At 40.7% G+C, this 12,265-nt stretch carries 12 protein-coding genes and 5 tRNA genes; all 17 read right to left on the reverse strand.

Annotated elements, in window-relative coordinates; genetic code table 11:
• Positions 1-12: 12 nt before the first annotated feature.
• Complete coding sequence (gene rpoB / locus HC175_RS02310) at positions 13-3,825, reverse strand: DNA-directed RNA polymerase subunit beta (protein WP_168136891.1); 3,813 nt, start codon at positions 3,823-3,825, stop codon at positions 13-15.
• Between the two features lie 132 nt (positions 3,826-3,957).
• Positions 3,958-4,335: a 50S ribosomal protein L7/L12 gene (gene rplL / locus HC175_RS02315; RefSeq protein ID WP_097056746.1), complete on the reverse strand. Its 378-nt coding sequence runs from the start codon at positions 4,333-4,335 to the stop codon at positions 3,958-3,960.
• A gap of 57 nt (positions 4,336-4,392) precedes the next feature.
• Positions 4,393-4,914: a 50S ribosomal protein L10 gene (gene rplJ, locus HC175_RS02320; RefSeq protein ID WP_168136892.1), complete on the reverse strand. Its 522-nt coding sequence runs from the start codon at positions 4,912-4,914 to the stop codon at positions 4,393-4,395.
• A 12-nt stretch (positions 4,915-4,926) separates the two neighbouring features.
• On the reverse strand, positions 4,927-5,625 hold the full coding sequence (gene rplA / locus HC175_RS02325) for a 50S ribosomal protein L1 (RefSeq protein ID WP_168136893.1): 699 nt from the start codon (positions 5,623-5,625) through the stop codon (positions 4,927-4,929).
• Between the two features lie 18 nt (positions 5,626-5,643).
• Positions 5,644-6,081, reverse strand: coding sequence for a 50S ribosomal protein L11 (gene rplK / locus HC175_RS02330; protein WP_168136894.1), 438 nt, complete (start codon positions 6,079-6,081; stop codon positions 5,644-5,646).
• A gap of 76 nt (positions 6,082-6,157) precedes the next feature.
• Positions 6,158-6,709 (reverse strand): transcription termination/antitermination protein NusG, encoded by a 552-nt coding sequence (gene nusG / locus HC175_RS02335; protein ID WP_168136895.1) that lies wholly within the window; start codon positions 6,707-6,709, stop codon positions 6,158-6,160.
• A gap of 12 nt (positions 6,710-6,721) precedes the next feature.
• Positions 6,722-6,919: a preprotein translocase subunit SecE gene (gene secE / locus HC175_RS02340; protein WP_168136896.1), complete on the reverse strand. Its 198-nt coding sequence runs from the start codon at positions 6,917-6,919 to the stop codon at positions 6,722-6,724.
• 137 nt (positions 6,920-7,056) lie between these two features.
• Positions 7,057-7,129 (reverse strand) — tRNA-Trp (locus tag HC175_RS02345).
• 61 nt (positions 7,130-7,190) lie between these two features.
• Positions 7,191-8,378, reverse strand: a complete 1,188-nt coding sequence (tuf, locus tag HC175_RS02350) for an elongation factor Tu (RefSeq protein WP_168136897.1) — start codon at positions 8,376-8,378, stop codon at positions 7,191-7,193.
• Between the two features lie 58 nt (positions 8,379-8,436).
• Positions 8,437-8,508 (reverse strand) — tRNA-Thr (locus HC175_RS02355).
• A 242-nt stretch (positions 8,509-8,750) separates the two neighbouring features.
• Positions 8,751-8,823, reverse strand: a tRNA-Gly gene (locus HC175_RS02360).
• 73 nt (positions 8,824-8,896) lie between these two features.
• Positions 8,897-8,982: transfer RNA gene (locus tag HC175_RS02365), tRNA-Tyr, on the reverse strand.
• Positions 8,983-9,134: 152 nt separating this feature from the next.
• Positions 9,135-9,208: transfer RNA gene (locus tag HC175_RS02370), tRNA-Thr, on the reverse strand.
• A 97-nt stretch (positions 9,209-9,305) separates the two neighbouring features.
• Positions 9,306-9,611, reverse strand: coding sequence for a ribosome hibernation-promoting factor, HPF/YfiA family (gene hpf / locus HC175_RS02375; protein ID WP_168136898.1), 306 nt, complete (start codon positions 9,609-9,611; stop codon positions 9,306-9,308).
• Between the two features lie 24 nt (positions 9,612-9,635).
• Complete coding sequence (locus tag HC175_RS02380) at positions 9,636-10,544, reverse strand: tyrosine-type recombinase/integrase (RefSeq protein WP_168136899.1); 909 nt, start codon at positions 10,542-10,544, stop codon at positions 9,636-9,638.
• Between the two features lie 88 nt (positions 10,545-10,632).
• Positions 10,633-10,827: a 30S ribosomal protein S21 gene (gene rpsU / locus HC175_RS02385; RefSeq protein ID WP_029035711.1), complete on the reverse strand. Its 195-nt coding sequence runs from the start codon at positions 10,825-10,827 to the stop codon at positions 10,633-10,635.
• Positions 10,828-11,051: 224 nt separating this feature from the next.
• Positions 11,052-12,221, reverse strand: coding sequence for an acyl-CoA dehydrogenase family protein (locus HC175_RS02390; RefSeq protein WP_168136900.1), 1,170 nt, complete (start codon positions 12,219-12,221; stop codon positions 11,052-11,054).
• Positions 12,222-12,265: the final 44 nt, after the last annotated feature.

Here is a 12,265-nt window from a genome sequence, read left to right on the forward strand (position 1 = left end):
CTGGTGACTTTTTTATTCTTCTAATCTAATATCTAATCCCAATCCTTTCAACTCGTGCATCAATACATTGAAAGATTCAGGTAGTCCAGGTTCAGGCATTGGCTCACCTTTCACAATGGCTTCATAAGTCTTGGCTCTTCCTATAACATCATCAGACTTCACAGTAAGGATCTCACGAAGGGTCGCCGAAGCACCGTATGCTTCAAGGGCCCAAACCTCCATCTCTCCAAAACGCTGACCTCCAAATTGAGCTTTCCCTCCAAGTGGCTGCTGCGTGATCAATGAGTATGGTCCAATAGATCTTGCGTGCATCTTGTCATCGATCATGTGACCTAACTTAAGCATATAGATCACCCCAACAGTTGCAGGCTGGTCAAAACGATCTCCTGTTCCACCATCATAAAGATAAGTGTGTCCAAAACGTGGAATTCCGGCTTCGTCTGTCAGTTCATTGATCTGATCTAGAGTAGCACCATCAAAAATTGGAGTCGCATATTTCTTCCCTAATTTTTGTCCGGCCCATCCAAGAACAGTTTCATAGATCTGTCCAATGTTCATACGTGAAGGTACACCAAGAGGGTTCAACACAATATCAACAGGAGTTCCATCTTCAAGGAACGGCATGTCTTCCTGGCGTACAATACGCGCAACGATACCTTTGTTCCCGTGACGTCCTGCCATCTTATCCCCTACCTTTAGCTTACGCTTCTTAGCGATATAGATCTTAGCAAGTTTAAGAATACCTGCAGGAAGTTCATCTCCCACAGAAATTGTAAATTTCTCTCTCCTTAGGTTCCCCTGGATGTCATTTTCCTTAATTCTGTAGTTGTGCAGAAGATCTGCAACTAACTGGTTAAGGTGATCATCTGTTGTCCAGGTACCCTGAGTAAGGTGAGCGTAATCATCAACAGCATGAAGCATCTTCTGAGTGTACTTCTTACCTTTTGGAAGGATCTCTTCCCCAAGGTCGTTCATCACACCCTGTGCAGTTTTACCACCTATGATTGCGAAAAGCTTATCAACTAGTTCTGCCTTTAAAATGGCAAATTTCGCCTCATATTTTTTCTCAAGTGCAGCAACGTCTTCCTTATCCTGAGCTCGCTTACGCTTATCTTTAATAGCACGGGCAAACAATTTCTTGTCGATTACCACACCTCTTAAAGATGGAGAAGCTTTTAGAGAAGCATCTTTGACATCACCTGCCTTGTCACCGAAGATTGCTCTAAGAAGTTTCTCTTCGGGAGTAGGATCACTTTCTCCCTTAGGAGTGATCTTTCCGATAAGAATATCTCCAGGCTTCACTTCGGCACCTATTCTAATCATTCCGTTCTCATCAAGGTCTTTTGTAGCCTCTTCTGAAACGTTAGGAATGTCATTTGTCAATTCTTCGTTACCAAGTTTGGTATCTCTTACTTCAAGTGCATACTCATCGATGTGAATAGAAGTGAAAATATCATTTCTTACCACATTTTCTGAGATCACGATCGCATCCTCAAAGTTGTAACCTTTCCAAGGCATGAAGGCCACCTTCATGTTACGTCCTAAAGCAAGTTCCCCTGCCTCGGTAGCATAACCCTGACAAAGTACCTGACCTTTAGAAACTCTGTCTCCTACTCTAACGATAGGTTTCAGGTTAATAGAAGTACCCTGGTTGGTCTTTCTGAACTTCACCAGCTCATAAGTCTTCGAATCTGAGTCAAAGCTAACCATGCGCTCTTCCTCTGTCCTGTCGTACTTAATGGTGATCTTTTGTGCATCAACATATTCTACAGTTCCTTCTCCTTCAGCATTGATCAATACACGCGAATCTGTAGCTACCTGTCTTTCCAATCCTGTACCAACAATTGGAGAATCAACTCTCAATAGTGGAACTGCCTGGCGCATCATGTTTGATCCCATCAAGGCACGGTTCGCATCATCATGCTCCAAAAATGGAATAAGAGATGCAGAAATAGAAGCGATCTGGTTTGGAGCAACGTCAATGTAATGTACACTTGTTGGCTCCACCAGCGGGAAGTCACCTTCCTCACGGGCAGTAATCCTTTCGCGCTCAATAGTACCATCATCAGAAATAGGAATGTTCGCCTGGGCGATCAATTTTCCTTCTTCTTCTTCAGCACTTAAATAACGAGGCGCATCTTTAGTATTCACTTTTCCATCGATCACCTCACGATAAGGAGTTTCCAGGAATCCCATGGAGTTCACTTTCGCATAAGATGACAATGAAGAGATCAAACCAATGTTTGGTCCTTCAGGAGTTTCAATAGGACAAAGCCTTCCGTAGTGCGTATAGTGAACGTCACGCACCTCAAATCCAGCACGCTCACGGGAAAGACCACCAGGCCCTAGAGCCGAAAGTCTACGCTTGTGAGTGATCTCTGCAAGTGGATTCGTCTGGTCCATGAACTGAGACAACTGGTTAGTACCAAAGAAAGAGTTGATCACAGAAGAAAGTGTCTTCGCGTTGATCAAATCTATCGGGGTAAATACCTCGTTGTCACGCACGTTCATACGCTCACGAATAGTTCTTGCCATACGGGCAAGTCCTACTCCAAACTGCTGTGATAACTGCTCTCCTACTGTTCTAACACGACGGTTAGACAAGTGATCGATATCATCAACTTCAGCTTTGGAGTTAATAAGTTCAATTAAATACTTTACAATGGTGATGATGTCCTCACGGGTAAGCACTTGCTTATCCATAGTTACATCAAGACCAAGTTTTTTGTTCATTCTGTAACGTCCTACTTCTCCAAGGCTGTAACGCTGATCTGAGAAGAAGAGCTTGTCAATAATACCGCGCGCAGTTTCCTCATCTGGCGGCTCTGCATTACGAAGCTGACGGTATATGTGTTCCACCGCTTCCTTTTCGGAGTTGGTTGGATCTTTTTGTAATGTATTGTGAATAATAGCATAATCGCCGGTTTGATTATCTTCTTTATGAAGAAGAATCGTCTTGGAACCGGTTTCAACTATTTCTTCGATATGTTCCTTTTCAAGAACCGTATCACGATCTAAAATGATCTCATTTCGCTCGATGGAAACTACCTCTCCCGTATCTTCATCTACAAAATCTTCATACCAGGTGTTCAATACACGGGCGGCAAGTTTACGACCAAGCACTTTTTTAAGTCCTGTTTTAGAAACTTTCACCTCTTCAGCAAGGTCAAAGATCTCCAGAATGTCTTTATCGCGCTCAAAACCTATGGCACGGAAAAGTGTAGTTACAGGTAATTTTTTCTTTCTATCGATATACGCGTACATCACGTTATTGATATCGGTAGCGAATTCAATCCACGATCCTTTGAATGGAATTACTCGGGCAGAATAAAGTTTCGTTCCGTTGGCGTGGAAGGATTGTCCAAAGAATACTCCGGGAGACCGGTGCAACTGAGAAACGACTACGCGCTCAGCTCCATTGATACAAAAGGTACCACTCGGGGTCATGTAAGGAATAGTCCCCAGATACACATCCTGAACAATAGTTTCAAAATCTTCATGTTCTGGATCTGTACAGTAAAGCTTTAACCGTGCTTTAAGCGGCACACTATAGGTCAATCCACGCTCAATACATTCCTGAAGAGAGTATCGCGGCGGGTCCACAAAATAGTCTAAAAATTCTAGTACGAATTGGTTACGGGTGTCCGTAATGGGAAAGTTCTCCATGAAGGTATTATATAAACCTTCATTTCCTCTTTCTTCTGATTTTGTTTCTAGTTGAAAGAAGTCCTGGAATGACTTGATCTGGATATCCAGAAAGTCGGGGTAAGCAGGCCTGTTCTTTACAGAAGAGAAACTCAATCTTTCAGTTTGCGTTGCTAACATCAATGGACGGAATTATGTTATATTAAAAAAATAGGTGCGAAATAAACAGGAAATGTTTATATACGCAAAATGGTTTAGACCTCCGGGAACCAAATCCCGGGGTCTAAACCTATAATAGTGTGTGGGGTTAGCTTACTTAAGCTCAACCTCAGCTCCTGCTTCTTCTAACTGTGCTTTTAATGCTTCAGCTTCGTCTTTAGAAACTCCCTCTTTTACTGGTTTTGGAGCACCATCTACCAATTCTTTAGCATCTTTCAAGCCAAGACCGGTAAGTTCTTTTACTAATTTCACTACGGCTAGTTTAGATCCACCCGGAGCTTTAAGGATTACGTCAAATTCAGACTGCTCTTCAGCGGCTTCTTCACCACCAGCAGCAGCACCACCAGCAACAGCAACAGCTGCAGCAGCAGGCTCAATCCCGTATTCATTTTTCAAAATATCAGCTAACTCATTAACTTCTTTTACTGTTAAGTTAACTAATTGTTCTGCGAAATCTTTTAAATCTGCCATTTTCTATCGTTTTTAAAATGTAATGTAATTTATGTTTGTTAAAAAGTGCGTACTATATTATCCTTCTTTTTCAGAAAGGGTCTTAAGAATTCCTGCGATTTTACCACCACCAGATTTAAGTGCCGAAATAACATTTTTGGCAGGTGATTGTAGTAATCCAACGATATCTCCAATAACTTCTTCCTTAGATTTGATGCTAACCAGGGTATCCAGTTTATCATCTCCAATGAAAATAGCTTCTTCAATAAATGCGCCTTTTAGTAAAGGACGGTCAGATTTTTTTCTGAATTCTTTAATTACTTTAGCCGGACCATTTCCTGTTTCAGAGAACATGATGGAAGTATTTCCCTTCAATACTGAAGGAAGATCTCCAAAGTCCTTATCTGAACTCTCCATAGCCTTAGCCAGAAGTGTATTCTTAACTACCGCAAGCTTCACGTTTGCTTTAAAACAAGCTCTGCGTAAATTTGACGTATTCAAGGCGTTCAAACCTGAAATATCTGCTAAATAAATAGTGGTATTATCAGCTAACTGGGCAGTTAAATCTTCAATTACTCTTGATTTTTCTTCTCTTGTCATAATCCAATAATATTATTGCTCAGTGAACCTTTTAGTATCAATCTCAACACTAGGACTCATAGTGCTAGACATGTGGATACTTTTAATGTATACACCTTTAGCAGCCGTAGGTTTTAATTTAACCAGGGTAGTTAATAATTCTCTTGCGTTTCCTGCTATCTTATCTGCTTCAAAAGAGGCCTTTCCAATACCAGCATGAACAATACCTGTCTTATCTACTTTGAAGTCGATCTTACCGGCTTTAACCTCAGATACAGCTTTAGCTACATCCATAGTTACAGTTCCGGTCTTAGGGTTAGGCATTAAGCCTCTTGGTCCAAGAACTCGTCCCAGGGGTCCTAATTTACCCATAACGCTAGGCATAGTGATGATCACATCAACATCTGTCCAGCCACCTTTGATCTTATCAAGGTACTCGTCTAAACCAACATAATCTGCGCCGGCTTCTTTAGCTTCTGCTTCCTTATCTGGAGTCACAAGAGCTAAAACCTTTACGTCTTTACCAGTACCGTGAGGTAAGGTAACTACGCCACGCACCATTTGATTCGCCTTACGTGGATCTACGTTCAAACGAACGGCGATATCCACAGAGGAATCAAAGTTTACGTTAGTAATCTCTTTTATTAAAGCTGAAGCTTCTGCAACCGAATAAGTTTTACCTTTTTCAAGTTTAGACTGTGCTTCCTTTTGCTTTTTAGTCAATCTTGCCATTTTTAATTTCTTTTTGGATTAAAAAGGTGCCTGTCCTTTTACAGTAATTCCCATAGATCTTGCTGTTCCAGCTACCATCTTCATTGCAGACTCAATAGTGAATGCATTTAGATCCTGCATTTTATCTTCAGCAATGGCTCTTACCTGATCCCAAGAAACACTAGCTACTTTCTTACGGTTTGGTTCTCCTGAACCCTTCTTAGCCTTCGCAGCTTCTAAAATCTGAACTGCAGCCGGTGGAGTTTTGATCACAAAGTCAAAAGACTTATCTTTAAAAACAGTGATCACAACAGGTAATACTTTCCCCTGCTTATCCTGGGTTCTGGCATTGAACTGCTTACAGAACTCCATGATATTTACCCCGGCAGCACCTAAAGCTGGTCCAACTGGTGGTGATGGGTTAGCAGCACCTCCGCGAACTTGTAACTTAACAACCTTACTTACTTCTTTTGCCATTTTATTAATTTTAAGACGATAGTTTTGTTAGTGGAAGCATACTAAAACTATCCAAAAATATATAGTGTAACAGTTATTATACTTTTTCTACCTGCATATAGCTAAGCTCCAGCGGTGTCTTTCTACCAAAGATCTTCACCATCACCTCAAGCTTACGCTTCTCTTCATTGATCTTCTCAACTGTCCCGTTGAACCCGTTAAAAGGACCATCAATTACTTTAATAGTTTCACCAATAGTAAACGGAATCGCTACATTATCTGCCTTAACAGAAAGTTCATCCACTTTACCTAGCATTCTGTTAACCTCAGATTTTCTTAAAGGCACAGGATCTCCGCCTTTTGTTTCACCAAGAAAACCAATAACGCCGTTAATAGATTTAATGATATGGGGAATTTCACCACCCAGGTTGGCAAGGATCATGACGTAACCAGGAAAATAAACCCTTTCCTTGTTCACTTTCTTACCATTGCGAATCTGGATAACTTTTTCGGTAGGAACAAGAACCTGTTCTACAAAATCTTCAAGGCCTTCGTGAGCAATTTCACGCTCAATGTACTCCTTTACTTTATTTTCCTGTCCGCTAACGGCACGAACCACATACCAGCTTTTATCTTTAACCTCTGCCATTGCAATAATTTTTTATGATTTGATCCACTCAAAATATTGCTCTATCACGCCACTGAAAACAGTATCTACACCCCAGATTGCCAATGCGAAAATCACTGAAAAGACCAATACTATAATAGTGAGTCTTTGCGCCTCTGCCCATGTAGGCCAGGTAACGTGGTTTTTCAATTCATTGTAGGACTCCGAAACGTAATTTGCTATTCCTGCCATGGTTTAATTTTTTTCTCACTTAACCTTGAAATTAAGTGCCGGCTCCGTTTCCTGCCTCTTCTTTCGGAAAGAATACGGTGGCCTTGTAGTTGATCAATATATTTTGAAAAAGAGGTTTTTATAAGACCACTCTTGCGCACGGGTTGAGAGACTCGAACTCCCGACACCTGGTTTTGGAGACCAGTGCTCTACCAACTGAGCTAAACCCGTAAATATAAGTCAAGGTTTCCCGCCCATGACGGGAAACCTTAACTTTTTTATAAACCAGTAATTAGTCTAAAATTTCAGTTACCTGACCAGCACCTACAGTTCTACCACCTTCACGGATAGCGAAACGTAGACCAACATTCATTGCAATAGGCTGGATCAAATCAACGTGAATTGTCAAGTTATCACCTGGCATTACCATCTCTACTCCTTCTGGAAGAGAAATTGTTCCAGTTACGTCTGTTGTACGTACGTAGAACTGTGGACGGTAATTGTTATGGAATGGAGTATGACGTCCACCTTCTTCTTTCTTAAGGATATAAACCTCAGCTTTGAATTTAGCGTGTGGAGTTACAGATCCTGGCTTAGTAATAACCATACCTCTAGAGATTTGAGTTTTCTCAATACCTCTCAATAGGATACCAACGTTATCACCTGCTTCACCTCTATCAAGAATCTTACGGAACATTTCAACTCCAGTAATTGTAGAAGTAAGTTTTCCAGCACCCATACCAATGATCTCAACTGGATCTCCAGTGTTAGCTACACCAGTCTCGATACGACCAGTTGCAACAGTACCACGCCCAGTAATAGAGAATACATCCTCGATAGGCATAAGGAATGGCTTGTCAACATCACGCTCTGGAAGTTCAATCCACTCATCAACAGCCTCCATCAAATCAAGAACAGTCTTTGTCCACTTCTCATCACCGTTAAGAGCACCAAGAGCAGATCCTGAAATTACAGGTCCGTTATCTCCATCATACTCGTAGAAAGAAAGTAGATCTCTTACTTCCATTTCAACTAGTTCAAGAAGCTCCTCATCATCAACAAGGTCAACTTTATTTAGGAACACAACAATTCTTGGGATACCAACCTGACGTCCAAGTAGGATGTGCTCACGCGTTTGTGGCATAGGACCATCTGTAGCCGCAACCACAAGAATAGCACCGTCCATTTGAGCAGCACCAGTAACCATGTTCTTCACGTAATCGGCGTGACCAGGACAGTCAACGTGTGCATAGTGACGCTTCTCAGTTGAATATTCAACGTGTGAAGAGTTAATGGTAATACCTCTTTCCTTTTCTTCCGGAGCATTATCAATTTGATCAAAAGATCTAGCTTCTGAATAACCGGCATCAGCCATTACCTTAGTAATCGCTGCTGTTAAAGTTGTTTTTCCGTGATCTACGTGTCCAATGGTACCTATGTTAAGGTGCGGCTTGGACCGATCGTAAGTTTCCTTTGCCATAATTAATACTTATTTAATCTTAGTTATATATTAGTGTTCAATTTTATACAAATCTCTGAGCCAACGACGGGAATTGAACCCGTGACCTCTTCCTTACCAAGGAAACGCTCTACCCCTGAGCTACGTCGGCAAAAAAAGTCACCTCCGACAAAGCTATTTTGGGGAGACAACTAAACGGTTCAAAGAATATCTACTTATTTTACTCCTAGCAGAAAAACACGCCGTAGCGTGATATTCATAAGGTTAAAAAGAAGCAATCTTCTCTTTTAACTCCAGCCCTTCTTTTAAAACCTATCAAGAAAAAGCCCTTTTCAACTTACAATGCAAGTTTTTAAAAAACCTTCTCAGCAGTTTTCATTTAGAAAAACTCAGAGCGGGAGACCGGGTTCGAACCGGCGACATTCAGCTTGGAAGGCTGACGCTCTACCAACTGAGCTACTCCCGCGTTTCAATTCAAAATTTAGAATTCACAATTCAAAATCAATCTTGAATTTTGAATTCGAAATCTTGAATTAAAGTGGTGGGGAGAGCAGGATTCGAACCTGCGAAGTTAAAAAACAACAGATTTACAGTCTGTCCTCGTTGGCCGCTTGAGTATCTCCCCAATTTTTACCTTTTCAATATTTCAGAGAACCATTGCTTTGAAATGGCTACTTTTTTGAAGCCGCAAATTAACAGAAAATTAATTTACTATACAAAGCTTTTTAATTCAAAATTTAATGAACTTTCAAAAATGAAATTTTTACAAAATTTCAGAGCCGATGGAGGGACTCGAACCCACGACCTGCTGATTACAAATCAGCTGCTCTAGCCAGCTGAGCTACATCGGCCTAAGACCTCTTTTTTCACAAAAAAAGTCCGCTATTTCTAACGGACTGCAAATGTATAAATTTAATTCTGTTCTCAAAACATTTGAGAAAATATTTTTTAGGCTACCTGCACATTAAATTTGCGCTTTCGCTTTTGAAGTTGTCGCTCTAAAGAACTAACACATTCATCCACACCCACTTCAAACCTTTTTCCTTTCTTTTTACAAATAATTTCATCTCCGGGAATACTCAGTAAAATTTCTGAAATTTTATTCTCTTTTAGGCTGGTGTTCTCCACTTTTAAATAAACTTCAGCAAAGGTAACATTGTCGAAATGATTTTCCAGTTTGTCCAGCTTCTTCTGAATAAAATTTACCAGTTTTTGATCTGCATGGAAGTTGACGGATTGTACGTTGACTTTCATAAAATTTAAATTTTAATTAGACAATTACTCAGATCCCTTCTTATTGTTCCGCGGGTGCGCACTTCTGTATACCTTGTTGAGCTCTGCCATACTGTTGTGGGTATAAACCTGAGTGGCAGCAAGACTGGAATGTCCCAGAAGTTCTTTGACAGCATTTAAATGAGCGCCCTGGTTCAACAAGTGAGTAGCAAAGGAGTGTCGTAAAATATGCGGACTCTTCTTTAACTTACTCGAGATACCTCTAAAGTAATTATTAATTGCTCTGTAAACAAGGGAATCGTACATTTTAACGCCTGCTGCTGTAAGAAATAAATGGCCTTGAGATTTCTCATTTTCAACAACCTCTCTTTCCTGAAGATAGTCCTTCAAAGTATCATTTATAACAGGGAGGAGCGGTATAAATCTCTCCTTGTTCCCCTTCCCCTTCACCTTTAGCATTCCCGCGGAAATATCAAGGTCCCCCAGCTTTATCCCTATCAATTCACTGCGTCTTATTCCTGTAGTATAAAAAAGTTCTACCATCAACTTGTTGCGGATCCCCTCAAAATCAGCCGCCGGAATTTGAAGCAGAGCTTCATCTACCTCATTCTCAGAAAAAGGAACCTGCAAATTCCTGGAGGTCTTAAGTGCCTTGTGTTTTGCCAATGGAGAGACCACAAGCTGTTTCGATTTTTGCAGGAACCTGTAATACGCCTTTAGGGAAGAAACTTTACGATTGATGCTATTATTGGAAAGCCCCTGCTCTACAAGATGAACGATCCAGGTACGCACCTGCTGGTAATTCACCTCCTTTAGATCGTGTTGCCCGTAGCATGTAACAAGAAAATAAGAGAAAGATTCAAGGTCTGCCTTGTATGCAGCAATGGTATGCGCAGAATTCTGCTTTTCCAGTTCCAGATATTGATAAAAGGGATCGAATTGATTTTGGGGCATAAAAAAACTGTTGACAGACAAAGTTATTAAACTTTAATCTATCAACAGTTAATATTATATACCTAAGAACCAGGCTTAGGAATTGATACTAGATCTCTTCCTGATCTCTTAGATGCTGAATGTAAGCAGCTTTTTGGATTTGAGCCCTACGTTCTACTGACGGTTTTGTGAAAGCTTGACGATCTCTCAACTGTCGCATTGTTCCTGTACGATCAAATTTACGTTTGAAACGCTTCAGCGCTCTATCAATATTCTCTCCGTCTTTAACTGGTATAATTAACATAGTGTCACCTCCTTTCTTTAGAAATTATTAAGGCTGCAAAGATAATTTAAATCTCCAAACCCGCAATTATTCAATTATTTTATTTTAAAAAATTTTCATCCCAAACTAATCCTGCATCTCATAACCCAGGGAAGGCTGTAGTCCTCAGGCACAACCTTGAACTTTAAACTTTGAACCTCGAACCTCGAACCTTGAACCTTGAACCTTGAACCTTAAACCTTAAACTATTTAGCTGCCGGTTTATATTCTTTCCCGTCGATTAGCATTTTTGCAATGATCTCCCGAAGTATTTCCGAAGTACCTCCTCCTATAGGTCCAAGACGACTATCGCGTAGCAATCGCGCCAATGGATAATCTTCCATATAGCCATACCCACCAAGGAACTGAAGACATTTATAGATCACTTCATCTGCAATTTTAGTAGAAAGTAATTTCGACATACTTGCCTCTTTTACAACATAAACCCCGCGGTGCATTCTTTCAGCAATGGAATAATTGAATTCCTTTGCCATTTCTACCTCACTCGCCATATCGGCATAAGTGTGTCTTAAGGCCTGGAATTTATCGATAGTTGTTCCAAATGCCTCTCTTTCCTTCATATATTGTAGGGTATAGTCGAGGGCAAATTCTGCCCTGGCATGTGCATTGATCCCCATGATGAGCCTCTCAAACGCGAAATGCTGCATGATATACGGAAAACCTTTGCCTTCTTCCCCCATAAGGTGGGAAGCGGGGATTTCCACATTATCAAAAGCAATTTCTGCAGTGTCCGATGCTCTCCAGCCTAATTTATCAAGTTTAGTTGCAGAAATACCAGGAGTATCTCTGTCCACAATAAATATGCTCATTCCCTTCCCTTTCAGCTCCGGATTTGTCTTTGCTGCAACAACCAGGTAGTCTGAATAAACGCCATTTGTGATAAAAGTTTTTGAACCATTGATCACATAGGAATCACCTTTTTTGACAGCCGTAGTTCGCATTCCCGCAACATCGCTGCCTCCTGAAGGTTCAGAGATGCACAAACAGCCAATTTTCTCTCCACTGATACTTGCAGTAAGATATTTCTCCTTTATTGCCTCATCTCCTTCTTTGGCAACATGTGTCATGGCAAGATATGCATGAGCCCACATCGCCGCTGCAAATCCACCGCTGTTGATCTTTTGCAATTCTTCCAAAAAGATCACCGTATAAAAAATATCGAGATCGAGCCCTCCATATTGCTCAGGATAATTAAGTCCAAAATATCCCATTTCTCCAAATTTCTCCCAGACGAAACGGTCAATAGTTCCGGATTTTTCCCACTTTTCGATATGTGGAACCACTTCTTTCTGTAAGAATTCCTGAAAGCTTTTTCTAAATAAGTCGTGCTCTTCTGTAAAATATCTGCTGTTCATAAAGTTGTTTTCGAAAATTGATTTTTATAACCTGAAAAAAATAA

Source organism: Salinimicrobium oceani (assembly GCF_012037645.1).

Coding starts and splice junctions, on each gene's coding strand:
- rpoB (WP_168136891.1), bottom strand. CDS start 3,825: ATGTTAGCAACGCAAACTGAAAGATTGAGTTTCTCTTCTGTAAAGAAC.
- rplL (WP_097056746.1), bottom strand. CDS start 4,335: ATGGCAGATTTAAAAGATTTCGCAGAACAATTAGTTAACTTAACAGTA.
- rplJ (WP_168136892.1), bottom strand. CDS start 4,914: ATGACAAGAGAAGAAAAATCAAGAGTAATTGAAGATTTAACTGCCCAG.
- rplA (WP_168136893.1), bottom strand. CDS start 5,625: ATGGCAAGATTGACTAAAAAGCAAAAGGAAGCACAGTCTAAACTTGAA.
- rplK (WP_168136894.1), bottom strand. CDS start 6,081: ATGGCAAAAGAAGTAAGTAAGGTTGTTAAGTTACAAGTTCGCGGAGGT.
- nusG (WP_168136895.1), bottom strand. CDS start 6,709: ATGGCAGAGGTTAAAGATAAAAGCTGGTATGTGGTTCGTGCCGTTAGC.
- secE (WP_168136896.1), bottom strand. CDS start 6,919: ATGGCAGGAATAGCAAATTACGTTTCGGAGTCCTACAATGAATTGAAA.
- tuf (WP_168136897.1), bottom strand. CDS start 8,378: ATGGCAAAGGAAACTTACGATCGGTCCAAGCCGCACCTTAACATAGGT.
- hpf (WP_168136898.1), bottom strand. CDS start 9,611: ATGAAAGTCAACGTACAATCCGTCAACTTCCATGCAGATCAAAAACTG.
- HC175_RS02380 (WP_168136899.1), bottom strand. CDS start 10,544: ATGCCCCAAAATCAATTCGATCCCTTTTATCAATATCTGGAACTGGAA.
- rpsU (WP_029035711.1), bottom strand. CDS start 10,827: ATGTTAATTATACCAGTTAAAGACGGAGAGAATATTGATAGAGCGCTG.
- HC175_RS02390 (WP_168136900.1), bottom strand. CDS start 12,221: ATGAACAGCAGATATTTTACAGAAGAGCACGACTTATTTAGAAAAAGC.